21 protein-coding genes and 1 riboswitch are annotated in these 25,344 nt (G+C 61.3%); of the genes, 6 read left to right on the forward strand and 15 right to left on the reverse strand.

All coding sequences use genetic code 11. The features are described 5' to 3' along the window. Window positions 1-152: 152 nt before the first annotated feature. From parC to IMW75_RS04960, 8 genes are all read right to left on the reverse strand, one after another. Entirely contained in the window at window positions 153-2,420 is a 2,268-nt protein-coding gene (gene parC, locus IMW75_RS04925) for a DNA topoisomerase IV subunit A (protein ID WP_045061857.1), read from the reverse strand. 7 nt (window positions 2,421-2,427) lie between these two features. Continuing rightward, entirely contained in the window at window positions 2,428-2,952 is a 525-nt protein-coding gene (locus tag IMW75_RS04930; RefSeq protein WP_045061858.1) for a retropepsin-like aspartic protease family protein, read from the reverse strand. Beyond that, a complete protein-coding gene (locus IMW75_RS04935; RefSeq protein ID WP_205892016.1) occupies window positions 2,949-3,935 on the reverse strand; it encodes an esterase-like activity of phytase family protein in 987 nt (328 codons plus the stop codon). The genes IMW75_RS04930 and IMW75_RS04935 overlap by 4 nt, the downstream gene beginning before the upstream one ends. Next, on the reverse strand, window positions 3,935-5,839 hold the full coding sequence (parE, locus tag IMW75_RS04940) for a DNA topoisomerase IV subunit B (protein WP_205892017.1): 1,905 nt from the start codon (window positions 5,837-5,839) through the stop codon (window positions 3,935-3,937). Before parE ends, IMW75_RS04935 begins: the two co-directional genes overlap by 1 nt. 48 nt (window positions 5,840-5,887) lie before the next feature. Next, entirely contained in the window at window positions 5,888-6,496 is a 609-nt protein-coding gene (locus IMW75_RS04945; protein ID WP_045061861.1) for a YqiA/YcfP family alpha/beta fold hydrolase, read from the reverse strand. A 174-nt stretch (window positions 6,497-6,670) separates the two neighbouring features. After that, window positions 6,671-7,486: a 3',5'-cyclic-AMP phosphodiesterase gene (gene cpdA, locus IMW75_RS04950; RefSeq protein ID WP_205892018.1), complete on the reverse strand. Its 816-nt coding sequence runs from the start codon at window positions 7,484-7,486 to the stop codon at window positions 6,671-6,673. Between the two features lie 101 nt (window positions 7,487-7,587). Continuing rightward, window positions 7,588-8,040 carry a DUF1249 domain-containing protein gene (locus IMW75_RS04955; protein WP_045061863.1) on the reverse strand — a complete coding sequence of 151 codons (453 nt, stop codon included), beginning with the start codon at window positions 8,038-8,040 and terminating at the stop codon, window positions 7,588-7,590. Then, window positions 8,031-8,648, reverse strand: coding sequence for an NUDIX domain-containing protein (locus IMW75_RS04960; RefSeq protein WP_045061864.1), 618 nt, complete (start codon window positions 8,646-8,648; stop codon window positions 8,031-8,033). Before IMW75_RS04960 ends, IMW75_RS04955 begins: the two co-directional genes overlap by 10 nt. 205 nt (window positions 8,649-8,853) lie before the next feature. Between IMW75_RS04960 and IMW75_RS04965 the strand changes: the two genes are divergently transcribed. Then, window positions 8,854-9,600, forward strand: coding sequence for an RsiV family protein (locus IMW75_RS04965; protein ID WP_205892019.1), 747 nt, complete (start codon window positions 8,854-8,856; stop codon window positions 9,598-9,600). Here IMW75_RS04965 and cytX read toward each other — a convergent pair. Beyond that, on the reverse strand, window positions 9,569-10,861 hold the full coding sequence (cytX, locus tag IMW75_RS04970) for a putative hydroxymethylpyrimidine transporter CytX (protein ID WP_205892020.1): 1,293 nt from the start codon (window positions 10,859-10,861) through the stop codon (window positions 9,569-9,571). The genes IMW75_RS04965 and cytX overlap by 32 nt on opposite strands. Window positions 10,862-11,012: 151 nt before the next feature. Then, entirely contained in the window at window positions 11,013-12,902 is a 1,890-nt protein-coding gene (thiC, locus tag IMW75_RS04975) for a phosphomethylpyrimidine synthase ThiC (RefSeq protein WP_205892021.1), read from the reverse strand. A 168-nt stretch (window positions 12,903-13,070) separates the two neighbouring features. Beyond that, window positions 13,071-13,176: riboswitch (TPP riboswitch) on the reverse strand. 202 nt (window positions 13,177-13,378) lie between these two features. Between thiC and IMW75_RS04980 the strand changes: the two genes are divergently transcribed. Further along, window positions 13,379-14,812, forward strand: a complete 1,434-nt coding sequence (locus IMW75_RS04980; RefSeq protein ID WP_205892022.1) for a TolC family outer membrane protein — start codon at window positions 13,379-13,381, stop codon at window positions 14,810-14,812. A 64-nt stretch (window positions 14,813-14,876) separates the two neighbouring features. Here IMW75_RS04980 and waaA read toward each other — a convergent pair whose 3' ends face one another. Together waaA and IMW75_RS04990 are read right to left on the reverse strand one after the other, a co-directional pair. Next, window positions 14,877-16,154 carry a lipid IV(A) 3-deoxy-D-manno-octulosonic acid transferase gene (waaA, locus tag IMW75_RS04985; protein WP_045061870.1) on the reverse strand — a complete coding sequence of 426 codons (1,278 nt, stop codon included), beginning with the start codon at window positions 16,152-16,154 and terminating at the stop codon, window positions 14,877-14,879. Between the two features lie 11 nt (window positions 16,155-16,165). Then, window positions 16,166-17,068, reverse strand: a complete 903-nt coding sequence (locus IMW75_RS04990; protein ID WP_205892023.1) for a LysR family transcriptional regulator — start codon at window positions 17,066-17,068, stop codon at window positions 16,166-16,168. Window positions 17,069-17,170: 102 nt separating this feature from the next. On the opposite strand from IMW75_RS04990, the gene IMW75_RS04995 reads away from it, so the two are divergent. From IMW75_RS04995 to IMW75_RS05010, 4 genes are all read left to right on the forward strand, one after another. Then, the gene (locus tag IMW75_RS04995; RefSeq protein ID WP_045061872.1) at window positions 17,171-17,503 is read left to right on the forward strand and encodes a DMT family transporter; all 333 of its coding nucleotides are present in this window, start codon (window positions 17,171-17,173) and stop codon (window positions 17,501-17,503) included. A 177-nt stretch (window positions 17,504-17,680) separates the two neighbouring features. Then, the gene (locus IMW75_RS05000) at window positions 17,681-18,856 is read left to right on the forward strand and encodes an NAD(P)/FAD-dependent oxidoreductase (protein WP_045061873.1); all 1,176 of its coding nucleotides are present in this window, start codon (window positions 17,681-17,683) and stop codon (window positions 18,854-18,856) included. Then, window positions 18,853-19,665, forward strand: a complete 813-nt coding sequence (locus tag IMW75_RS05005; RefSeq protein WP_205892024.1) for an aldo/keto reductase — start codon at window positions 18,853-18,855, stop codon at window positions 19,663-19,665. Before IMW75_RS05000 ends, IMW75_RS05005 begins: the two co-directional genes overlap by 4 nt. Window positions 19,666-19,697: 32 nt before the next feature. Then, a complete protein-coding gene (locus tag IMW75_RS05010) occupies window positions 19,698-20,666 on the forward strand; it encodes a hypothetical protein (protein ID WP_045061875.1) in 969 nt (322 codons plus the stop codon). 97 nt (window positions 20,667-20,763) lie between these two features. Here IMW75_RS05010 and hldE read toward each other — a convergent pair whose 3' ends face one another. The 3 genes from hldE to IMW75_RS05025 form a co-directional block, all read right to left on the reverse strand. Next, a complete protein-coding gene (gene hldE, locus IMW75_RS05015; RefSeq protein WP_045061876.1) occupies window positions 20,764-22,185 on the reverse strand; it encodes a bifunctional D-glycero-beta-D-manno-heptose-7-phosphate kinase/D-glycero-beta-D-manno-heptose 1-phosphate adenylyltransferase HldE in 1,422 nt (473 codons plus the stop codon). Between the two features lie 112 nt (window positions 22,186-22,297). Further along, complete coding sequence (gene msbA, locus IMW75_RS05020; RefSeq protein WP_045061877.1) at window positions 22,298-24,103, reverse strand: lipid A export permease/ATP-binding protein MsbA; 1,806 nt, start codon at window positions 24,101-24,103, stop codon at window positions 22,298-22,300. A gap of 15 nt (window positions 24,104-24,118) precedes the next feature. After that, window positions 24,119-25,291 carry an O-antigen ligase family protein gene (locus IMW75_RS05025; protein ID WP_122841537.1) on the reverse strand — a complete coding sequence of 391 codons (1,173 nt, stop codon included), beginning with the start codon at window positions 25,289-25,291 and terminating at the stop codon, window positions 24,119-24,121. Between the last annotated feature and the right edge of the window lie 53 nt (window positions 25,292-25,344).

A 25,344-nucleotide genomic window follows, 5' to 3' on the forward strand; every position in this document is an offset into this window, starting at 1 on the left:
CGGCTAACCACAGTGAAAATACTCAATAAATATGAAGATCGCTCGGCCACGCCGGCGCTTGAAAGGCCGTATCATCCGTGAATATGCGTCCCGACTCCAGCGCGAAAGCGTCGATCTACGCGTTAAATCGTAGATCGAGCGCTCTAGCACGCCTAATTGAGGTTTTCGACGAACAGCGCATCCACTCTCTGAAAGCCTCGTGGCAGTTTGTTACCACGGCGTCCACGCTCACCTTTGTAGTGTTCGAGGTCGTCTGCCTTGAGCGAAAGCGTGCGTTTGCCGGCCTGCAGCACCAGTGTGGCGCCATCGGGCAGTACGGCGATGTCCGTGACATATTCTTCGCGACTGGCTACTCGCTCACCGGGAATGCCGATGATCTTGTTGCCTTTGCCCTTACCTAATTGTGGCAGATCACTGATCTTGAAGATCAGCAGGCGACCTTCGGTGGTCACCGACGCCAGCCAGTTATGCTCACGATCAGCTACCGGCCGCGGCAGGATCACCTTGGCGTTGTTCGGCAGGCTCAACAGCGCCTTGCCCGCCTTGTTCTTGGCCTGCAGGTCCTCGCCCTTGACCACGAATCCATAACCGGCGTCGGATGCGATCACGTACAGCGCATCGTCCTCGGGCATCATCACGCATTCAAAGGTGGCGCCTGGCGGCGGCGTCAGGCGACCGGTCAGGGGTTCGCCCTGGCCACGGGCCGATGGCAGGGTATGCGCCGCGACCGAGTAGCTGCGACCGGTAGAGTCGATAAATACCGCGAACTGGTTGGAGCGCCCGGCAGCCAGGGCCTTGTACCCATCACCAGCCTTGTAGGACAGACCGGTGGCGTCGATTTCGTGGCCCTTGGCGGAACGTACCCAGCCTTTTTCCGACAGCACTACCGTGACTTTCTCGTTCGGCAGCAGATCGTGCTCGGTCAGGGCCTTGGCCTCGGCGCGCTCAACGATTGGCGAGCGACGGTCGTCGCCATAGGTTTCGGCGTCCTTGATCAGCTCGGTGCGCACCAGTTTCTTCAACTTGGCTTCGCTGCTCAGCAAGGCTTGCAGCTTCGCTTGCTCCTTGAGCAACTCGTCCTGCTCGCTGCGCAGCTTCATCTCTTCCAGCCGCGCCAGTTGACGCAGGCGGGTGTCGAGGATGTAGTCGGCCTGGATCTCACTCAGGGCAAAGCGCTCGATCAGCGCAGCCTTGGGGTGCTCCTCGGTGCGGATGATGTGGATCACTTCATCCAGGTTGAGGTAGGCAATCAACAAGCCGTCCAACAGATGCAGGCGACGCTCGACCTTGTCGAGGCGGAATTGCAGGCGGCGACGCACGGTCTGCACGCGGAATTCCAGCCATTCCACCAGCAGCGCGCGCAGGTTCTTCAGCTGCGGCTTGCCGTCCAGGCCGATGATGTTGATGTTGACCCGGTAGCTCGACTCCAGCTCGGTGCTCGCGAACAGGTGCTGCATCAAGCCATCGTGGTCGAAATTCTTGCGCGCGCCCGGGATGATCACGATCCGGCACGGGTTCTCGTGGTCCGATTCATCGCGCAGGTCAGCGATCTGCGGGGCCTTGGAAGGCTTGGCCTGCATCATCGCGGCGATCTGTTCCAGCACTTTGGCACCGGACACCTGGTGCGGTAATGCGGTAACGATGATGTCGCCGTCTTCGATGTGGTACACGGCGCGCATGCGCACCGAGCCGCGACCGGTCTCGTAGATTTTCAGCAGGTCGGCGCGGGGGGTGATGATCTCCGCCTCGGTCGGGTAGTCCGGACCCTGGATGTGCTCACAGAGTTGTTCGACCGTGGCCTTGGGTTCATCCAGCAAACGTACGCAGGCCGTGGCCACTTCACGCAGGTTGTGCGGCGGCACGTCGGTGGCCATGCCCACGGCGATGCCGGTGGTACCGTTGAGGAGGATATTCGGCAAACGTGCAGGTAATACCAGCGGTTCGTCGAGCGTTCCGTCGAAGTTTGGCCCCCAATCTGCCGTGCCCTGCCCCAACTCGCTGAGCAGTACTTCGGAATAACGCGACAGCCGCGCCTCGGTGTAACGCATGGCGGCGAACGACTTGGGATCGTCGGGCGCACCCCAGTTGCCCTGGCCGTCGACCAGCGTGTAGCGGTAGCTGAACGGCTGGGCCATCAGGACCATGGCTTCGTAGCAGGCCGAGTCACCGTGCGGGTGGAATTTACCGAGCACGTCACCGACGGTGCGCGCCGATTTCTTGTGCTTGGAATCGGCGTCCAGCCCCAACTCGCTCATCGCATAGATAATGCGCCGCTGCACCGGCTTCAGGCCGTCGCCGATATGTGGCAAGGCGCGGTCCATGATCACGTACATGGAGTAGTTGAGGTAGGCACTTTCGGTGAAGTCAGCCAGCGATCGGCGTTCTACGCCGTCTAAGCTGTCTGCAAGGATGTCGCTCATGCGGGCCTCATCGGTTCGTTGTCTGGCGCAGCAGCATGGTGCCACCGCGCTGAGTAAATTCAAGTTTGTTAAGGGCGCTCATACCAAGCAGCACCTGATTACCTTCGAGCCCGGGGGCGACCAGCGCGCGAACATCACGCAGCACGATGTCGCCGACCTGCAGCCGGTCGATTCGGGTTCGATAACCCTTGCTCAAACCGTTGGCGGTGCTCAGGGTCACCCCGAAGCCCTCTTCCAGTTTCAGCTGCTTGGCCATCTCTGCAGGGACCGACACATCTGTCGCCCCGGTGTCGAGCATGAAATCCACCGGCTGGCCGTTGATCTGGCCGCTGGCGACGAAGTGGCCCTGGCGATTGCTGGCCAGTTTTACCTCGATGAACCCCTCACCCTGTTCGGAGTCGACCACAACATTAGGGTTGTGCTGGCGCGCTTCCCATTCGCCGAAAAACCGCGTCGCCAGAAACAACGCGGCGCACCAGGCCAGCACCATCAGCACCCGGCCGGCACGCTTGCCCGGCGTCTGTTGACTCATAATTTGCCACTCCAGCCGCCTTCAGGCGCAGCAAAGCGCCAGATGAACGGGCGAACCTCACCATCGACGCGAGCCCCTGTGTTGTTGTCGACGCCTATCCAGGCGCCCGTGGCGTCCACTACCAGTGCTTCTTCCAGCCCGTAGTCCTGTGGATAACGCCGGCCATCCTGCAGCAACTCGGCGGCATAAGACCAGCAACGCTCGACCTTGGCCGTTGTTGCATCGCGCCGGCATATTTCGTAGGCATTGCGTTCGAGGGTGAACAGCTTGCCGTTGAACAATGACAGGTCGGCGAAGTCCAGCGACACCGGCCTTGCGTGGTGAAACTGCGGCGGCTGCGCTCGCTTGCCACCCTCGCTCAGCAGCACACAGTTGCCGTCACAGTCCCATTGCGTGGCCCCTCGCTTGATCAGCAGCAGGCCGCGGCGATCACGCTCGGCGGCCAGCCATAGCTGGTCGCCTTGCGGGTTGACCGCCAGGCCTTCGAACAGCGCATTGAAGCGCAGCAACATGCCCCCGGCCCGCGCCTCGCGGACCAGCCTGGGCGCAATGTTCAACCAGGACGCAGGCCCGGTCAGCGGCACCTGCAACACGGCCGCATGGGATTCACTGACGATGTAACGATTACCGGCGTTGTCGCAGGTGATGCCTTCGAAGTCCAGGTCGCCGCCGCGCACGAACGATGCCGCCCAACTGCGCGAGCTCAAGCTCCAGGGCAAACCGCTGGCCGGTGCCACGGGCACATCGATGTGCACGGCTTCGGCCTGCCAGGGATCCTGCCGGGTATCGAGACGGTAGATCTGGTCATCGTCGCGATCGGACACCGTCCACAGCTCGTCGCCGCACTGTGCCAGCCCTGACAGGTTGCCGCCGGGCATGCCGGCCACGGCATGCCCGGACACCAGGCGCAACTCCGGGACCGGGTCGGCCAACGCCGCCGTGCTCAGAAGTAACGCACATGCCAGGGCCAAGCCAACCCGCATCAGCCAAGAACCTCGGCCAGGTTGCCTTTGGACTCCAGCCAGGACTTGCGATCGCCAGCGCGTTTTTTCGCCAGCAGCATGTCCATCATTTCAGCGGTGGCTTCGTAATCTTCCAGCGTCAGCTGCACCAGGCGCCGGGTGTTCGGGTCCATGGTGGTTTCGCGCAGTTGCGGCGGGTTCATTTCACCCAGGCCTTTGAATCGGGTGACCTGTGGCTTGCCGCGCTTCTTCTCGGCCACCAGGCGATCGAGAATGCCATCACGCTCGGCCTCGTCCAGGGCGTAGAAGATCTCCTTGCCGAGGTCGATACGGTACAGCGGCGGCATCGCGACATAGACGTGACCGGCATCCACCAACGGGCGGAAATGCTGCACGAACAACGCGCACAGCAGGGTCGCGATGTGCAGCCCGTCGGAGTCGGCGTCGGCGAGGATGCAGATCTTGCCGTAACGCAGCTGGCTCATGTCCGCAGCACCGGGATCGACGCCAATCGCCACGGCGATGTTGTGCACTTCCTGGCTCGCCAGGACTTCACTGCCGTCGACTTCCCAGGTGTTGAGGATCTTCCCGCGCAGCGGCAGGATGGCCTGAAACTCCTTGTCCCGCGCCTGCTTGGCCGAACCGCCCGCGGAATCACCTTCCACGAGGAACAGCTCGGAACGCATCGGGTCCTGCCCGGCGCAGTCGGCGAGTTTGCCCGGCAATGCCGGGCCTTGGGTGATGCGCTTGCGCTCGACCTTCTTGCTGGCCTTCAGGCGACGCCCGGCGTTGTTGATCGCCAGCTCAGCCAGGAGCATGCCGGTTTCCGGATTGGCGTTGAGCCACAGGCTGAACGCATCCTTGACCACCCCGGAGACAAACGCCGCCGCCTCACGGGACGACAGGCGCTCCTTGGTCTGGCCGGAGAATTGCGGCTCCTGCATCTTCATCGACAGCACGAAGGCAATGCGTTCCCAGACGTCTTCCGGCGCCAGCTTCACACCGCGCGGCAGCAGGCTGCGGAATTCGCAGAATTCGCGCATGGCGTCGAGCAAGCCCTGACGCAAACCGTTGACGTGGGTGCCGCCCTGCGCCGTCGGGATCAGGTTGACGTAGCTTTCCTGCACGCTGTCGCCGCCTTCCGGCAACCACAGCAGCGCCCAATCGACCGCTTCCTTGTTACCGGCCAGGCTGCCGCAGAACGGCTCGTCCGGCAGGCGTTCGAACTCGGTGACCGCATCGACCAGGTAGGAACGCAGGCCGTCTTCGTAATGCCATTCGACTTTCTCGCCGGAGGCCTTGTCTTCAAAACTGACCAGCAAGCCGGGGCACAGCACGGCCTTGGCTTTGAGTACGTGCTTGAGGCGGCTGACGGAAAATTTCGGCGAATCAAAGTATTTCGGATCCGGGGCGAAGAAAACACTGGTGCCTGTGTTGCGCTTGCCGACGGTACCCAAGACTTCCAGCTCGGTTTTCTTGTAGCCATCGGCGAAAGTCATCTGGTATTCGTTGCCGTCACGCTTGACGCGCACCCGGACTTCGGTCGACAGGGCGTTGACCACGGAGATACCCACGCCGTGCAGACCGCCGGAAAACTGGTAGTTCTTGTTGGAGAACTTGCCACCCGCATGGAGCTTGGTGAGGATCAGCTCGACGCCTGAAACGCCCTCTTCCGGATGGATGTCCACCGGCATGCCACGGCCGTCATCGCTGACTTCCAGGGAGTGATCGGCGTGCAGGATGACCTGCACCGAGGTCGCGTGACCGGCCAGGGCTTCGTCGACGCTATTGTCGATGACTTCCTGGGCGAGGTGGTTCGGCCGACTGGTGTCAGTGTACATGCCAGGGCGTTTGCGCACCGGGTCGAGGCCCGAGAGGACTTCGATGGCGTCTGCGTTATAAGAGCTAGCGCCGGGAGTGGCCATGGGGTCTCGTCGTCCTTTGAAAAAAGTGTTCTGTAGAAAAGGGACCGGTCACAGTGCTTTGAAATCAATCGCTTGATACAAATCTGCGCCAATGCCGGCAAAACTCAACATGGCCGGCAGGTGCGCGGCAAAGCCCTGAAAGCTGTGATCGCCGCCGGCCTGGATGCGCAAGGCACAGGCCCGGTAGTAGTGCTGGGCGTGGCGATAGTCCAGGGTTTCATCACCGGTCTGCAACCACACCTGATAACGCTGGGGGTCCTGCGGTGCCGGCACTTCCAGCTCGGCCAGGGCCGTTACATGGTCGTGGGTCAGTTCCCAGGCCTCATCGGTGTACAGGTTTTTCTGCGTCCCCAGGTGCCCGTCGAACATCCGGTGCGGGCTTACGGCCGGGTTGACCAGCAGGGCCTTCAGGCCATGGCGCTCGGCCAGGTGAGTCGCATAGTAGCCGCCGAGTGAGCTGCCGACCAGCAGTGGCCGCCCCAGCTCGGCAATCGCCTGTTCAAGCTGACCGATGGCTTCGCGCGGATGATGATGCAGGGCGGGTACCCGCAGCTGATCGCTCAAACCCAGGCGGCCCATCACCGTCATCAGCTGCGTGGCCTTTTTCGAGGAGGGCGCGCTGTTGAAACCGTGGATATAGAGGATCGAGCCGGACATTTGAGCTCCCTGTTCGTCGGGTAAAGAAGGCGGAGTTTACAGGGTGTCGGGGGAAGCGGGGATATCCGTGGAATTTGGAGCGTCTGTGCGAACGCCTTCGCGGGCAAGCCCGCTCCCACAGGATATGCGCTGCGGGCTTGCCCGCGAAGGCCATCACGCGGTCCTCAGGAATGACTAATAACCGTCAGCGTCGTAATCGACCTTGAATTCGAACCCCGTAACCCGCTCAACGCCCGTCTCAATCCGCCCATCCGGCAGCAACCGCAACCATCGATACCCCGGCGCTTGATCCCCCACCTTGAAATCATCGCTCCCCGGTTCAAACTGGATGCAGGTCGAAGGCGAAGCGATCAACCGAACACCGTTGCGCTCACGGTCAATTTCCTGGTGCACATGCCCCCAGAGCACCGCCCGCACTTGGGGAAAGCGATCCAGCACGGCAAACAGCGCCTCTGGATTGCGCAAGCCGATCGGCTCCATCCAGGCACACCCGATAGATACCGGATGATGATGGAAACACACCAGGTGATGGCGCTCCGGCGCTTCGCTCAGCGAACACGCAAGCAATTGCAGCTGTTCATCCTGCAAATAACCGGGCACCGAGCCCGGCACCGCCGAATCCAGCAGCGTCACTCGCCAGTTGCCGATATCCACCACCGGCTCCAGCAAAGCGCTTTGCACCGCCGCCTCGGCCATGATCTGCGGCTCATCGTGGTTACCGGGAATCCAGCGCGCCGGGGCATCGAGCTGGCGGGTCAGGTCGCGAAACAGCTGGTAAGACTCCAGTGTTCCGTCCTGGGACAGATCTCCACTGGCAATCACCAGGTCAATCAGGGGCTGCTGCAGGCGCACCAGATCGAGGACTTTCACGAGGCTGTCCCGGGTATTCATGCCCAGCAACGTGCCATCCGCGGCAGCGAACAAGTGGCTGTCAGACAGCTGCACCAGCAACGCCGAATCGGCGGTGGTCAATGTGGATACGCTCGGCAAGGCGTTCTCCCAGGGCGAAAGCACGGGTATTGATGAGTGCCGCAATTATGCTGGGTGACAAGCGAAAGAGGAAAGTGGTGAACGCACAACGCAGTTCACAACTAACGAACGACTTCGTATTCATGCCCCAACGCCAGGCAATGGCTCAACCACTCTCCCAGGAACATGTTCAGCTGGGCTTTTTCATCCGGTTGATGCATCGAGGCATTCGGATAAGGATAGATGCCGCGAAAGCGTCGTGCATGTTCGGCACTGACGACTTCAGCCATGCAGGCGTCGTGATACACCTGGACTTCCAATTGCGGCACCGGCAGCCATGGCAGGCTGTGCTCCTGGCGCACTTGCAGGGTAGTGGTGTACGGGCAGACCTGCAGCACCTCTAGCGCCAGTACGCCGAGCATCTGGTCGCCATGAGTCACGGCAATGCGTCGCGCCGCCGGCTCGCTGCGCATGTCCGGCAACAGTCGCATAAGGCGCGCATAGTTGGCCTCACAGGAAGCTTGCAGCCCCGCAAGGTCGACTCGATAGCGATCGCGCAACTTGTTTACGACCATAACCCCCTCACTTCAGCGCGGTTTAAAGCTAGCCATTGCAAGGCAATGATGCTGGCCGCGTTGGCAATTCGTCCGTCGCGCACGGCTTGCAGGGCATCTTCGAACGCCCAGACCGTAACGCGGATATCTTCTGCTTCTTCTTCCAGCCCATGCAGGCCACCGGCCCCGGTGGTCTCGCAACGTCCCAGGTACAAATGCACAAACTCATTGCTGCCGCCCGGCGATGGAAAATACTTGGTCATCGGCCAGAGCGCCCCAAACACAAGCCCAGCTTCCTCCTGCGCTTCGCGGTGAGCAACTTCTTCCGGCACTTCATCCTTGTCGATCAGACCGGCGACCAGTTCAATCAGCCACGGGTTGTCGGTCTTGCCCATGGCGCCGACGCGAAACTGCTCGATCAGTACCACTTCGTCACGCTGCGGGTCGTACGGCAGGACGCAGACGGCGTCATGGCGAACGAACAGTTCTCGATTGATTTCGCGACTCATGCCGCCGGCGAACAATTCGTGGCGCAGGTGCACACGATCAAGCTTGTAAAAGCCCTCGTAGCACTTTTCGCGCCGAACGATCTCAACGGCGGTCGGAATGGCGTTGGCAAAATCAGTCATGACAATCCTCGTAGTTGCTCCGAGGCTCCAGCCTCGACTTCGCGCCATCCTAACGCGCCCGCGACCTTTGATGCAGCCCCTTTCCAGACAGCGGGATAGACGGTGAGGGCGAAACCAACTCTAATTAGCTTAGTGGCGAACTGATTACCGCGCTGGCAGTCGAAGCGGGTAACTTTCGCCTTTCCCTGTTTCATGAAGGACGCCCATGTCGCTTTTCAAAATCGCCTCCGTGGCCGCAATCGCGTTGACCCTGGCCGCTTGCCAGAGTCTGTTCCAGCCCAACTACCGGACGCCGCTGGAAACCACCCGTGACGCCTCCGAACAGCTGAAGCCGGGCTGCACGACGCCTGATTGCCCGCTGGTCAATATCGACACCCTGCGCTTCCCTGCCGAGCCTGCGCTCGACGGCATCATCGAAAAGCGCTTGCTGCAAATGACCCGCACCTCGCCCGACGCCCCGGTGGCGCCGACGCTGGCGGCCTATCGCGATGAGTTTTTGCGCACCGCCGGCCCGCGCTACAGCAGCTACTTGCAGGCCAAGGTACGGGAGCAGCATGACGGCTTGGTGATCATCGAGTTTTCCAGTTACCTGGACACTGGCGGCGCCCATGGCACGCCGGGCCGCAGCTTCATCAACTATTCCCGCCAGCAACACAAGGTGCTGACGTTGTCTGACATGTTGCTGCCAGGCCAGGAAGACGCATTCTGGAAAGCCGCGCAGGTGGCCCACAACAGCTGGCTGATCAGCACCAAGCTCGATCAGGAGGCGGAGTTCGTGAAGAGCTGGCCCTTCCAGAAGACCCAGAACGTGGCGCTGACCTATGGCGGGGTGATCCTCAAGTACGAAACCAGCACCATCGCCCCCTACGCGCTGGGCCATGTCGAACTGAAGATCCCCTACCCACGCCTGAACGGCATTCTCAGACCCGAGCTGTTTCCCGGCCGTAACTGAAGGCAGCTCCCAGCATAAGCTGCAGCAGCCCTGCCAGAATCAGTGACGGCAGGGTTGCGCCGATGTCCGGGTACAGATTGGCCAGCAAATGATAAGTGCTCACCCCGCCCAACCAGGCGAGCAACGCCGGCCAGCGCAATGCGGCTGATGCGACTCGGGCACTGCGCTTGCGCAGGATGAAGTGATCCACCAGCACCACGCCGAACAGCGGCGCAAACACCGAGCCGATCAACAGCAGGAAGTTCTGGTACTGCGCCAAAGGCGCCAGCAAGGCGATCAGCGTGCAGACCAGGCCGATGGCCAACGCCAGGTACTCGACTTTGAAGCGCACCAGCACCGCGCTGGACACTGCCGCCGAGTGAATGTCGGCAAAGGCGTTCTCTGACTCGTCCAGCAGGATCAGCAGCAGCGGAATCCCCAGGCCGGCGCCAGCCAGTGCCAACAGCAGGGCATTGACTTCACCACTCGGGGCGAACGCCAGGGTGTAGGCCACGCCAAGGCTCATCAGCCAGAAGTTACCGATAAAAAAGCCCAGCGCGGTTCCGCCGAAGACGTTTTTCGCACGCTTGCCGAATCGCGAGTAGTCGGCGATCAGCGGCAGCCAGGACAATGGCATCGCAATGGCGATGTCGAAGCCCACGGCGAACGGCATCGAACCGTCGCCCGCCTGCGCCCACAGTGCGGCCAGGTCGGCTTTGGCGAACAGGTTCCAGGTCAGCCAGATGCACGCGGCCAGCAATAGCCAGATACCCCACTTGCGCAGGATCTGGCGCACGAACGTCAGGGGCCCGCTGACCGCCAGCAAAGTGGCCAGGCCACCGAAGAACAGGGTCCATAGCAGTGGGCTCGACAGCAGACTGCCTTCGCTGAAGGCACGTGCGCCCAGCAGACTGGCGGCGTCGCGCATGACGATGATTTCGAACGAACCCCAACCGATCAGTTGCAGCAGGTTCAGCACCGCCGGCAGGCTTGCGCCCTTGATGCCGAGGCTCAGCTTGAGTGCGGCCATCGACGACAGGCCGGTGTCGCTGCCGATCACGCCGACGGCCGCCAGCAGCAGGACGCCGACCAAGGTGCCGAGGAAGATTGCCAGCAGTGAACCGGACAGGCCGAGGCCAGGCGCGAGCAAAGCGCCGGTCTGCAGCACCATCAGGCCGATGCCGAGGGAGAACCATAGGGAAAACAGATCGCGACCACCGAAGACACGCTTTTCAGCGGGCACCGCAATGTCGGGGGAGTAAGTGCTGGGTTGAATGCTCACGGGTGTTATCTCAGAGGGACATTTGTTGTTGTATTGATCGCTATCGCCAGCAGGCTGGCTCCCACAGGGGACTTGTGAACGCTACAGATCCAATGTGGGAGCCAGCCTGCTGGCGATGGGGCCTGTGCAGGCCCCACCTTTTCAGGTCAGATCAAACCTTCTTGTACAGCTGACTGCCTTCCTGCCTGAACCGCTCAGCCTGCTCCGCCAGTCCCTGGGCCACTTCGGCATCAATGGTTTCGATCCTCTGGTTGGCCGCATATTCACGGACTTCCTGAGTGATCTTCATCGAGCAGAATTTCGGTCCGCACATGGAGCAGAAATGCGCGACCTTGGCCGAATCCTTCGGCAACGTCTCATCGTGATACGAACGGGCGGTGTCCGGGTCAAGGCCCAGGTTAAACTGGTCTTCCCAACGGAATTCAAAACGCGCCTTGCTCAGGGCATTGTCGCGAATCTGTGCACCCGGATGGCCTTTCGCGAGATCGGCAGCATGCGCGGCGATCTTGTAAGTGATGATCCCGGTTTTCACGTCATCCTTGTTCGGCAGGCCCAGGTGCTCCTTGGGCGTCACGTAGCAAAGCATGGCGCAACCGAACCAGCCGATCATCGCCGCACCGATACCGGAAGTGATGTGATCGTAGCCTGGCGCAATGTCGGTGGTCAGCGGGCCGAGGGTGTAGAACGGCGCCTCGTCGCAGCACTCGAGCTGCTTGTCCATGTTCTCCTTGATCAGCTGCATCGGCACATGGCCCGGGCCTTCGATCATGCACTGCACGTCGTGCTTCCAGGCAATTTTGGTCAGCTCGCCAAGGGTTTCCAGTTCGCCGAACTGCGCGGCGTCGTTGGCGTCGGCAATCGAACCTGGGCGCAGGCCGTCACCCAGCGAGAAGCTGACGTCGTAGGCCTTCATGATTTCGCAGATGTCTTCGAAATGCGTGTAGAGGAAGTTTTCCTTGTGATGCGCCAGGCACCACTTGGCCATGATCGAACCGCCACGGGAAACGATGCCCGTCAAGCGCTTGGCGGTCAGCGGCACGTAGCGCAGCAGCACACCGGCGTGGATGGTGAAGTAGTCCACGCCCTGCTCGGCCTGTTCGATCAGGGTGTCGCGGAACAGCTCCCAGGTCAGGTCCTCGGCCGCACCTCCGACTTTTTCCAGGGCCTGATAAATCGGCACTGTACCGATCGGCACTGGCGAGTTGCGGATGATCCACTCACGGGTTTCGTGAATGTGCTTGCCGGTGGACAGGTCCATGACCGTGTCCGAACCCCAGCGAATGCCCCAGGTCAGTTTCGCCACTTCTTCTTCGATGGACGAACCCAGGGCGCTGTTGCCGATGTTGCCGTTGATCTTCACCAGGAAGTTACGGCCGATGATCATCGGTTCCAGTTCGGTGTGGTTGATGTTGGCCGGAATGATCGCGCGGCCACGGGCGATCTCGTCACGGACGAATTCAGGGGTGATGATCTTCGGCACGCTGGCGCCGAAGCTGTGGCCGGCGTGTTGCTGGTCCAGCAGGCCGGCGGCACGGGCCACTTCGAGCTTCATGTTCTCGCGGATGGCAACGTATTCCATCTCGGCGGTGATGATGCCTTTGCGCGCGTAGTGCATCTGGCTGACGTTGGCCCCGGCCTTGGCGCGGCGCGGGTTGTTCACGTGGGCGAAGCGCAGCTTGGTCAGTTCGGCATCGGCCAGGCGTTCCTGGCCGAAATTGGAGCTCAGGCCGCTCAGGCGCTCGGTGTCGCCACGGGCTTCGATCCACGGCGAACGCACATCGCCCAGGCCTTTGCGCACGTCGATGATGACGTTGGGGTCGGTGTACGGGCCCGAGGTGTCGTATACAACGACAGGCGCGTTGATCTCACCGCCGAAATCGGTCGGGGTCACGTCTAGGCTGATTTCACGCATCGGCACGAGGATGTCCGGGCGAGAACCCTGGACGTAGACTTTTTGCGAGCGGGTAAAGGGCTGAACCGACTGTTGATCGACTTGGGCCGAATCACTCAGGTTCGTCGTATTTTTTAGTTTTATCGTCATCACGGGCTCTCCAGACAGCATCCAGGCAGTGGATTTTTGTCGGAGCGAACCTGTAACGAATGGACGCGACCAATCAGCGATGACACTGCTGCTGGTGCTGTGCTCAGTGCTCGAGGGGTGTTCGATTGTCGAACAACATCCCGGACGAAGCACAAGAGGACTCGCCGGGTGACGAGAAATCTTGTTCCCTACGCAGGCGCTAACCTGATCAGGTTCAACGGGATCCGAAATTATTCGATCTCAGCCTCATAGCAAGGCACCCCGACAAGAACCCGGCCAGTCTAGACACAACTGACACGGAACGCCAACCCCGCAGTAAACACCTTGATGAATGGCGTAATTACAGGATTGTTGCCGAACGTGTGCGCAACTACACTCGCTACGCCGCATCGCGTCATGACGTTGTGCGTTGACGATCTACAACATCGCGCCGTACCTTGGCGCAAATTATCAGCGTAATTTTTAGGGATGGCCGCATGCTGCGCAAACTTTCACTGGCCCTTGCCGTGTCTTGTGCTTCGAATGGAATGGCCTGGGCAGCGGAAGCGCCCTTATCGACCAGGACTGACCTGGTGAGCGTCTATCAGGAAGCCGTGGATAACAACGCCGACCTGGCTGCTGCTCGCGCCCAATATGGCGCGCAGAAAGAGGTAGTGCCCCAGGCACGGGCCGGGTTGTTGCCGAATCTGTCCGGCGGAGCCCAGGTCGCCAATGTGCGCACCGACATCAATCAGCCGTCCGCCGTGGCCTCCCGCAGCGCCAACTCCTACCAGGCGACACTGGCCCAGCCACTGTTCCGCGCCGATCGCTGGTTCCAGTACCAGGCGGCCAAGGACGTCAACGAACAGGCGGCGCTGCAACTGTCCGCGACAGAGCAGAACCTGATCCTGCAGACCGCCGAAAACTATTTCAATGTGCTGCGCAGCCAGGACAACCTGGCCTCGACCAAGGCTGAGGAAGCGGCATTCAAACGCCAGCTGGACCAGTCCAACGAACGCTTCGATGTCGGCCTCTCGGACAAGACCGACGTGCTGCAATCGCAAGCCAGCTACGACACTGCACGGGCCAACCGCATCGTTGCGCAGCGCCAGGTGGATGATGCGTTCGAAGCGCTGATCACCCTGACCAACCGTCAGTACAACTCGATCCAGGGCATCGTCCATACCCTGCCCATCCTCCCGCCGGCACCGAATGACGCGAAGTCCTGGGTCGACACGGCCGCCCGGCAGAACCTCAATCTGCTGGCCAGCAACTACGCGGTCAGCGCGGCTGAAGAAACGCTCAAACAGCGCAAGGCCGGCCACGCTCCGACGGTGGATGCGGTGGCGAAGTATGAAAAAGGTGACAACGACGCTTTTGGCTTCAGTAATCCGAATGCTTTCAACCAGGCCTATGGCGGGCCGGTCGAACAACGCACCCTGGCCCTGCAGTTGAACATCCCGATCTACAGCGGCGGGCTGACCAGTTCCCAGGTCAGGGAGTCCTACTCGCGCCTGGACCAGACCGAACAACAGCGTGAAGGCCTGCGCCGGCAAGTCGTGGAGAACACGCGCAATCTGCACCGTGCGGTGAATACCGACGTCGAGCAGGTGCAGGCGCGCAAGCAGTCGATCATTTCCAACCAGAGCGCGGTGGAAGCAACTGAAATCGGCTATCAGGTTGGAACGCGCAACATCGTCGACGTGCTCGATGCCCAGCGCCAGCTGTACACCTCGGTGCGCAACTACAACAACACCCGGTACGACTACATCCTCGACAACCTGCGCCTGAAACAGGCAGCGGGCACGTTGAACCCGGGCGACCTGGAAGACCTCAAGCGCTACCTCAAGCCCGACTACAACCCCGACAAGGACTTCCTGCCGCCGGATTTGGCCAAGGCTGCGGCTGAGCAATTGAACGCCCGGCCGTAAAAGCAAAAGATCGTCCGAAGGCTCGGGCCGCGTTCGGGCGATCTTTTATTTCAGGCGACGCAGTCTAACGGTCGATCAACCGCCCCAACCCATCCAGCAATCGTTGCAACGCGCCCTGATTGGCGCGCATCACGTTCAATCCGGCCTGGGCCATGCGCTGTGCGTCCCGGGGCAATTCGAACAATCGTCGCACCTCTACCGCCAACCCTTCGGCATCTTCCACCTCCTGCAGCGCGCCGGCATTGCGCAGTTGCGCGGCTATCTCGAGGAAGTTGAACAAGTGCGGGCCGCTCAGTACCGGCTTGGCCAGTGCTGCCGGCTCCAGCAGGTTGTGCCCGCCGTTCGGTACAAGGCTGCCACCGACGAATGCGGTATCAGCCAGGGCGTAAAGGAACAGCAATTCGCCCATGGTGTCGCCCAGCAGTACTGAAGTACCGGCGCTGACAGTTTCGCCGGTGGAGCGTCGAACCGTGGCGAAGTCCTGCCGGGCGCACAGCTCGAACACCGAATTGAACCGCTCCGGATGGCGCGGTACCAGGATCAGCAGCGCATCGGGATGATTGGCGAGCAACTGACGGTGAGCCGCCAGCACCACCTCGTCTTCGCCTTCATGGGTACTGGCGGCAATCCACACCGGACGCTCCTGTGCTTGCCATTGGCCGCGTAACTCGGTGGCACGCTGCAGCAGCTGCGGGTCGATGGTCAGATCGAATTTGATCGAGCCGGTGACTTCGACGGTTTCCGGGCGCGCACCCAGGTCGCGAAAGCGCGAGGCCTCGGCCTCGGTCTGCACTGCAAACAGGCTCATTTCGGCGAGCATCGGCTGGGTCAGTTTGGGCAAACGGCCGTAACCCCTGGCCGAGCGCTCGGACAGTCGGGCATTGGCCAGCGCCACGGGAATACCCCGTTTTGCACACTGGTGGATATGGTTGGGCCAAAGCTCGGTTTCCATGATCACTGCCAGTTTCGGCCGCACGCGATCCAGGAATCGCTTTGCCGCACAGGGCAGGTCATAGGGCAGGTAGCAGTGTTGAATTCGCGGTTCATTGGCGAACAGGGCCCGAATGCGCTCGGATCCGGTCGGGGTCATGCAGGTCACGGTGATCGGCAACTGTGGATAACGTTGCAACAGAGCGCGGATCATTGGCGCCGCCGCGATGCTCTCGCCAACTGACACCGCGTGTACCCAGATTCCGCCGGGCTGCAACACCGGCAGGCCATAGGAAAATCGCTCGCCGATGCGTTTGGCATACGCCGGCGCCTTGCGCGCCCGCAGCCAAAGCCGAATCGCTACCAATGGCAGCCCCAGGTAAAACAGCGCGGTGTAGAGAGTTCTATTCATGGCGGCGGAGTTTATCGGCTTTTGTCGCCGATCGCCCGCAAGTGCACGGCAAAACGTTCCGCCAGCCAGCGCGCGGCCGGGCCCAGTGGCTCGTCGCGACGCCACACCAGCTCCACGACAAGGGCCGGAGGCGTCCATTCGCTGACCAGTTCGACCATCTGCCCCTGATAAGCAGGGTACTGCACCACGTGCCGGGGCAACCAGGCCCAGCCGAGGCCACGTACCAGCCATTCGGCCATTACGTAGAAACTGTCGGCCCGCCAGACCTGCGGACTGGCGGGTTCGCTACCGGGGTAGACACTGGATTGAGTGGACATGAGTAACTGGCGATGCTGCGCCAACTGCTGGCAATCAACTTCGTTTTTGCCGGCCAAGGGGTGGCCGGTGCCACACACTGTCACCATTTCGACGCTGCCCAATACCCGGCGCTCAAGGGATTCGGGAATCTGGTCGTGATAAAACAGCAGGCCGAGGTCGGCCCGGCGCTCCACCAATTTACGCGCCACATCGCCCTGGGCAGCACTGGTCAGTTGCACCTCAAGGCTGGGAAATTGTTGCGCCAGGGCTTCAAAGCTATCCACAACTGCCTGGTAGGGCATGGCCTCGTCCTGGGCCACCCGCAGACGGGCTTCCTGCCCGCGCATCATCGCCAATGCCCGGCCGTTCAAACGCTCGCACTGACGCAGGACTTCCCTTGCTTCTTCGAGCAAGGCATCGCCGGCTTCAGTCAATTTCGGCTGGCGCCCGCTACTGCGATCAAACAGGCTGACGCCGAGGTCTTCTTCCAACAGCGCAATCGAACTGCTCACGGCCGACTGGGCCTTGCGCTGAGCGCGCGCCACCGCCGAGAACGAGCGTTGTTCCGCTACGCTGACAAACAGACGAAGCTGTTCCAGACTCCATTGCATGCTCATGTGCAACCCATCTCCGTAACAGATAGGTAATGACTTTACCGCATCTGGCGAATCTCTAAAATGCAGGCTTGATAAAGCAACACATCACTTGAGGATGCACCCATGACCGCTTACTACTACCTGGCCATTGCCATCTGCGCCGAAGTGATCGCGACCGTTTCAATGAAAGCCGTCAAAGGTTTCAGCACGCCCCTGCCGTTGGTGCTGGTGATCGTTGGCTACGGCATCGCCTTCTGGATGCTGACGCTGGTGGTGCGCAGCGTACCGGTAGGCGTGGCTTATGCGGTATGGGCCGGCCTGGGCATCGTGCTGGTCAGTGTCGCCGCGCTGTTTATCTATGGGCAGAAGCTGGATGTGCCGGCGATGCTGGGCATGGCGCTGATTGTGCTGGGGGTGGTGGTTATCCAGTTGTTCTCCAAAACTGCAGGCCACTAACGCCTGCAATGCTGTCTAGTGTGGGAGTGAGCCTGCTCGCGATAGCGGTGCGCCAATCGACGCGTCGGTTGCCAGGTAAACCGCTATCGCGAGCAGGCTCACTCCCTCGGGTCTGTCGGCCGCTGCAATGTTTGAGTCTGTATACTGCGCCCTCGTCTTGAACACTGAGGTCGCTGCATGCCATCCGTTATTTCCACCGACGTTTTGATTGTCGGCGCTGGTGTCGCCGGCCTCTGGCTGAACGCGCGCCTGCGCCGCCAGGGTTTTTCGACCGTGCTGGTGGAAAGCGCCACCCTCGGTGGCGGGCAGAGCCTGAAGTCCCAAGGCATCATCCACGGCGGCGCCAAGTATGCGCTGCACGGTGCACTGACCGGCGCCTCGGAAGCCATCGCCGATATGCCACGACGCTGGCGTGAAGCGCTGGCCGGCGACGGCGAACTGGATCTGAGCGGCGTACGCCTGCTGTCCGAAGCCCACTATCTCTGGTCCCCCGGCACCATCGCTGGCAACCTCACCAGTTTCTTCGCCAGCAAAGCCGTGCGGGGCCGGGTCGACCAGGTCAAGGGCGAGCAACTGCCACCTGCCCTGCAAGACAAGCGTTTCAAGGGCAAGGTCTATCGCCTGGCCGAGCTGGTGATCGATGTACCGAGCCTGATCCAGCGCTTGGCCGACCTCGCGGGCGACGGCCTGCTGGCCGGGCATGAGATCGAACCGTTTCTGGAGGCTGGCCTGCTGGTCGGCCTTAGAGTCGACGGGCGCGATATTCGGGCGCAACGCATCGTTCTCAGCGCCGGGGCGGGTACCGCAGCGCTGCTCGAAGCACTGGGGTTGAGCCAGCCGGCCATGCAACGTCGACCGCTGCACATGATCATCGCCAAGGGCCCCGGCCTGAAGCCGTTGTACGCCCACTGCCTGGGTGGCGGGACCAAGCCGCGCATCACTGTCACCACGCACCCGGCGGCCGATGGCCAGTGGGTCTGGTACCTGGGTGGCGATATTGCCGAAGCCGAAGGCGTCGCCCGCGAGCCGGCCGAGCAGATTGCCACCGCGCAGAAAGAACTCGGCCAGCTCCTGCCCTGGATCGACCTCAGTACCGCCCGGTGGGCCACTTTGCGAGTGGATCGTGCAGAGCCTTTGCAGTCCGGCCTGACACGCCCGGACAATGCCTTCCTGGCTGAACAGGGCCGGCTGCTGGTCGGTTGGCCGACCAAGCTGGCACTGGCGCCGGACTTCGCTGACCGGGTCATCGCCTCTCTACAACGCGATGGCATCCAGCCCAGCCACAACGCTACGTTGCCTGAACTACCGAAACCACCCATGGGCATTCCTGCCTGGGAGCAACTGCTACCATGAGCCAACCAACCCTGCACGAACTGCACCGCCCGCTGGGCAGCACAGGCCTGATGGTTTCGCCACTTGGCCTGGGCACCGTGAAACTGGGCCGCGACCAGGGCGTCAAGTACCCGAACGGTTTCCAGATTCCGGGCGATGATGAAGCGCGCATGTTGCTCAAGCTCGCACGGGATATGGGGATCAACCTGATCGACACCGCCCCGGCGTATGGCCACAGCGAAGAGCGCCTCGGCCCGTTGCTGCGTGACCAGCGCCAGGAGTGGGTGATCGTCAGCAAGGTGGGCGAAGAGTTTGCCAATGGCCAGTCCAGTCACGACTTCAGCGCCGCCCACACCCGGTTGTCAGTGGAACGCAGCCTGAAACGTCTGGAAACTGATTTTATCGACCTGGTGCTGGTGCACTCCGACGGCAATGACCTGGCGATTCTCAACGACAGCGAGGTCTACGCAACCCTCGCCGAACTCAAGCAAGAGGGCAAGATCCGCGGATTCGGCTTCTCCGGAAAAACCGTCGAAGGTGGCTTGAAGGCTCTGGAACAGGGTGATTGCGCGATGGTCACCTACAATCTGAACGAATTGAATGAAAAAGCCGTCATTGACTATGCTGCTGCTCACGGCAAAGCCATTCTCGTCAAGAAAGCCCTGGCCAGCGGCCATGTGTGCCTGAGCCCTGGCGTCGATCCGGTGCGCGCCAGCTTCGAGTTGTTGTTTGAACATCCGGGCGTTGCCAGTGCTATTGTCGGGACCATCAATCCGCTGCACCTCGCCCACAATGTCGCGACCGTTGCCAAGGTCCTTCGTAGAAACTGACGCCGCCGACGCGGCCTTAAGCAGGAGCCGACATGCCGCGTACGCTCATAAGAAAGAACCCCAGCAACTTCAAGACCCTGCCGTTATTCGTCGAAGCGACTCCCGAAGGCCTGAGTTACCAGAGCGTCGGAATGCCGCTCAATTTCTCGCAAACCCTGCAGCGTCGCCGCCCCGTGGCCGTGGCCGATGCAGAGCGCTTCGCCGTGGAGCTGGCCAATCTCGGGGTTTCGGTGCGCCTTACATTGCACTGGCAGAACCGCGATTACTGGGTCTTGGTGCGCCAGCGCCGACAGGATCGCGGCGACGTGGTGCTCAAGCTGATCTCCGGTTATGTGCCGGCCCACGAGCTCAACCTGCCGCTGCACACGGCCATTCAGGAAATCGCCGAAGAATGCCTGCTGGAAACGCCCGAAGGCTGGCTTGGCGGACGCTTCAATGACACCTGGCTGCCTGCGCCCTACTCGTCCGCCCTGCATTATCGGGAAGCCTTGCCGTTTCGATTGACGCCCCTGTCGGGGTCGGCTCGACCGGTGCGCTGCGCGAACATGCAACTGATCGAACGTCCACGCGCTTACGTGCACCTGCCCACCGCCTCGTTGCAGCTGATCTACGACTTGCGCCTCGAGGTCCCCAAGGAAGCCAAGTCGCTCAGCCTGTTTCATGTCGACGAACGCCTGGAAGGCGACCAACTGGTGGCCAGGCTCGATCGCAAGCGGCCCGATCTGTACCTGATGCCTTTGCAGGACGGCCAGCCGATGGCTGAGCTCTACACCTTGAAGAAAGACCACCTGTATCCGGCGAGCACTCGCGGGTTGTACCTGGCAGAGAGTTTTGCCCAGCAGGAAGGCTGGCTGGTGCGCGATGAGCGGATCAAGTGGAAGGATTGGGTGAAGCAGCAGGGACTGAGCCTCCCGGGGAAGGACTCGGGTTTAGCGCGGTTGCGGGGCAAGGCCAAGCAATTGCTGAAGAGAATCGTGCCACGCAAGAAGCTCAGTTCCTGAACCAAAAGATCGCAGCGCCTACAGGGCAGGAGCTGCCGCTGGCTGCGATCTTTTCACGTTGCGATCAAAGAAATCTTCAACGATCGCAGGCCAGCTCTTACGACTTGCGGATCTTCTCCACAATCGCCGTAGTCGAGCTGTTTTCCACCAGCCCCAGGACCTTCACCGTGCCGCCGTAGGCTGCCACGATGTCAGCACCCACCACCTGCTCAATGCCGTAATCGCCACCCTTGACCAGAACGTCGGGCTTGACTTCGCGCAGCAGGTTTTCCGGGGTCCCCTCCGAGAAGCTGATAACCCAGTCCACAGCGCCCAGGCCGGCCAGGACGGCCATGCGCCGGTCAACACTGTTGATCGGACGCCCAGGACCTTTCAGTCGGCTCACTGACGCATCGTCGTTGACTGCAACGATCAGACGATCGCCTTGGGCCCGCGCCTGCTCGAGGTAAGTCACGTGACCGGCATGCAATATGTCGAAGCAGCCGTTGGTGAACACGATCTTCTCTTTGTGCGCACGGGCATCGTCAACCGCCAGCAGCAGTTGCTCGAGCCCCAGCACACCGCGCTCGGAGCCTTCTTCGCGCTGAATGGCGCGCCGCAGTTCCGGTGCACTGATGGCAGCAGTACCCAGCTTGCCGACCACGATACCCGCAGCCAGGTTGGCCAGGGCCACTGCATGGGGCAATTCTTCACCGGCAGCAATCGCTGCTGCCAGGGTCGAAATCACCGTATCACCGGCACCCGTGACGTCGAACACTTCACGCGCCCGCGCGGGAAGGTGCAGCGCGGGATGACCGGGGCGCAACAAGGTCATGCCGTGCTCACCGCGAGTCACCAGCAAGGCGCCGAGGTCGAGCTCCTGCATCAGGGTCGCGCCCTTGGTCACCAGCTCGTGCTCATCGCTGCATTTACCGACGATGGTTTCGAACTCGCTGAGGTTCGGCGTGATCAGGCTTGCACCACGATAGATGGAGAAATCCTTGCCCTTGGGATCGGCCAATACCGGAATACCACGGGCGCGAGCAGCCTGGATCAGCACCTGATGGTTCTTCAGCGCGCCTTTGCCGTAGTCGGACAACACCAGCACCTTGATGCCTTCGAGCAATTCGTCGACTTGCTCGCCCAAGGCGAGGGCATCGGTAGCGAAAGGTTCTTCGAAGTCGATACGCAGCAATTGCTGGTGACGACTCATGACCCGCAACTTGACGATGGTCGGCTGGTGCGCGATGCGCTGGAACAATGCCCGCACGCCGGCGCCCTTGAGGCTGTTGGCGAGGCTGTCGGCGGCTTCATCGTCGCCGGTGACGCCAACCAGGGAAGCCGGCGCACCCAGAGCGGCAATGTTCAACGCAACGTTGGCGGCACCGCCTGGGCGGTCCTCGATTTGCTCGACCTTGACGACTGGTACCGGCGCCTCCGGGGAGATCCGTGAGGTACCACCATGCCAATAACGGTCGAGCATGACATCGCCGACCACCAAGACAGGGGCTTGATCGAATCGCGGCATGGACAACTTCATGGAGCAACCCACATACAAAATGAACAGGGGCGCGATATTAACACAGGGTTGCCGTGGGCTTGCGCCACGGCTGCAACCGAATGAAACATCGTTCTTCGCCCCCGGGCCTGGATCAGGCGATATTTTCCGTCGGTGCGTCGAGCCCCATGGCGTGCAGGCGCGAGTAGTAGCCATTTTGCGCCAGCAACTGCGCGTGGGTACCACGCTCGACAATTTCACCATGGTCCATGACCAGAATGAGGTCGGCCTTTTCGATGGTCGACAAGCGGTGAGCGATCACCAGCGTGGTGCGGCCCTTCATGACCTGGTCCAGTGCCGCCTGGATATGGCGCTCGGATTCGGTGTCGAGTGCCGAAGTCGCCTCATCCAGGATCAGCAACGGAGCGTTCTTCAACAGGGCCCGGGCAATTGCCAGGCGCTGGCGTTGACCACCGGACAACAGCACGCCGTTTTCACCGACCTGGGTATCCAGGCCATCGGGCATCTGGGAAATGAAGTCCATCGCATAAGCATCGGTGGCGGCCTTCTCGATGTCGGCCCGCGGGGCGCCAGCCAGGTCGCCGTAGGCGATATTGTTGGCGATGGTGTCATTGAACAGCGTCACATGCTGGGTGACCTGTGCCACGTGCCGACGCAGGTTACGCAGGCGATAGTCTTCGATTTCGACATCATCGAGCAGGATCTCGCCGGTCTCGTGATGGTAGAAACGAGGGATCAGGCTGGCCAGGGTCGACTTGCCACTGCCGGAGCGACCCACCAGCGCGATCATCTGGCCGGGTGCCGCGGTGAAGCTGATGTTTTTCAACACTTCACGATCGGTGTCCGGGTAGGTGAAGCTCAGGTTGCGCACTTCCAGGTAACCGCTGACGCGATCACGCTCGACCGTGCCGCTATCAACCTCAGGCTCAACGTCCAGCTGTTCGAAAATGCTTTCGGCACCGGCCACGCCTTTCTGGATGGTCGAGCTGACTTCCGACAATTGACGGATTGGCTTGGGCAGCAGGCCCGCCGCCGTGATGTAGGCCACCAGGTCGCCCGCCGTAGCGTCGCCCCGCAGGAACAGTACCAGGAACATCAGCACGGCCATGGCGGTATAGATGACCAGCTGCAACATCGGCGTATACACCGCGCCGGTCTTGGTCATGCGCAGCTGCTTGTCCGTGTTGCCCTGGCTGGCTTCGGCAAAGCGGCGCTCTTCATAGCTCTCGCCGCCGAAGCTGCGCACCACGCGATAACCCTGGATGGTTTCGGAGGCGACGTGGGTCACATCCCCCATCGCCACCTGGATTTTCTTGCTCTGCTTGCGGAATTTCTTGCTGGTGTTACCCACCATGAAGGCAATCACCGGCAGAATCGCCAGCATCACGATCGTCAACTGCCAGTTCATCCACAACAGATAGGCAAACAGGAACACCACGGTCAGGCCTTCACGAATCACGACCTTGATCGCGTCCGTGGCGGCGCCGGTGACCATTGTCACGTTGAAGGTGATGCGCGAAATCAGATGCCCCGAGTTATGGGTATCGAAGTAGCGGTTGGGCAATACCAGCAGCTTGTTGAACAGCTCGACGCGCAGGTCATGCACCAGCCCCAGCGAAACCTTCGCCAGGTAGTAGTTACCCAGGAACGAGCCCAAGCCCTGCCAAGCCGCGATCAGGATGATCAGCAGTGGCACCGCCATCAGCAACTGCAGGTCCTTGAGATAGGGAACATTGGGAAAGAGCACGGCTTCAGGGTTGCTCAGGCCGTCGACGAAATATTTGAGGATCCCCGCCAGCATTGGCTGGGTGGAAGCAAAGATCACGAAGCCCACGATACTCAGCAGGAAAAGGCCAACATAGGGTTTTACATACCCCAACAGCCGAAGATAGATTTTCAGGCTGGAGTCCTGTCCCGCTTTGGGCGGTGCGTCACTCATCGTAGAGCTCACTTGTTAGGAAGAACGCGAAATTTTATCACAGGCACCGGGGTTGGCCCGCGCCCATACCAAAACACTGGCCAATCCGATCGGTAGCCAGCTGATGAACCACTCAGCCCTGGGCGTGCCGGTCAGGCTGGCCGCATCAAATTGCATGGCCAGGGTGGAAAACAGCCAGATGCCGATAATGCCCTGCCCGTACAGCGACGTCCTGGCTTTCCAGGCCTCAAGCAGCACGCCAAACCAGACTGCACACCACAGCAGCAGGCCTGGCAGACCCAACTCGATTGCCACATGGCTGAACAGATTATGGGCATGGTCGAAATACATGTCTGCGGCGAACACCTTGTAGTCGCCGCCGAGCCCGAGGCCGCGCCATGGATGCTCGGCGATCATGTTGAGGCTGGCAACCAGGATCTCCGGGCGATAGGAGGCACCGCGGGCCAGCACCAGTGGTTCGAGCAACCAGAACGCCAGCAGCGCCACCGCCAGGGCACCGATTGCGACGACGCAGCTGCGCCGGTCCCGGCACCAGATGGGCATTGCGAGCAACGTGAAGAACAACGCCAGGGCCGCGCCCCGGCTTTGGCTCATCACCACGAACGCGCCAAGCAAGCCCAAGGCCACAGCCCAGAGGGCCTGCATCCAGCGCTCGCTAGGCACCCAAAGCACGAGCCACACGGCCGCGAGCCCGATGACGTAGCCGCCAAGGATCGGGTGAGACAGCTCCCCCAGGCCTTCAAGACGTGCAACCCAGGCATTGCCATTAACACCATAGAATTTTATGACAGCGGCCAGGGCTGTCAGCGCCAGGCCGAAACCTCCCCACTGCATGAGGCGAATCACGCGCTCCGGCCGACCGTTGGCCAATATCGGAAAAAACAGCAGGAACACGACTATGTACAACAGGCGCTTGGCCTCGCGAGCGGGTTCCTCGACGTTGGTCCACGACAGGCTGATCAAAGACCAGACCAGCAAACCCAGCAGCGGCAGGTAGATCCAGCGCTGTTCGTACAACAGCTCTTTGAGTCGAACCCGCGCAGGCCAGGCGAACACCAGGGCCGGGAGCCAGAGCAAAGCGACCAGGCCCTGTTGATAGGCTTTGTTGGTAGGCGCTACGGCAATGGCCAGTAAAAACCAGATCAGCCCTGCGGCCATCCATAGTTGCGCCCAGCGTGTTTCCTGCATCGATTTGCTCCTTGGATAGTTCACCCTGCCTCACCCGGCATGGTTAAAACTGA

The organism is Pseudomonas gregormendelii, from assembly GCF_017114825.1.
GTDB classification, from domain to species: domain Bacteria; phylum Pseudomonadota; class Gammaproteobacteria; order Pseudomonadales; family Pseudomonadaceae; genus Aquipseudomonas; species Aquipseudomonas gregormendelii.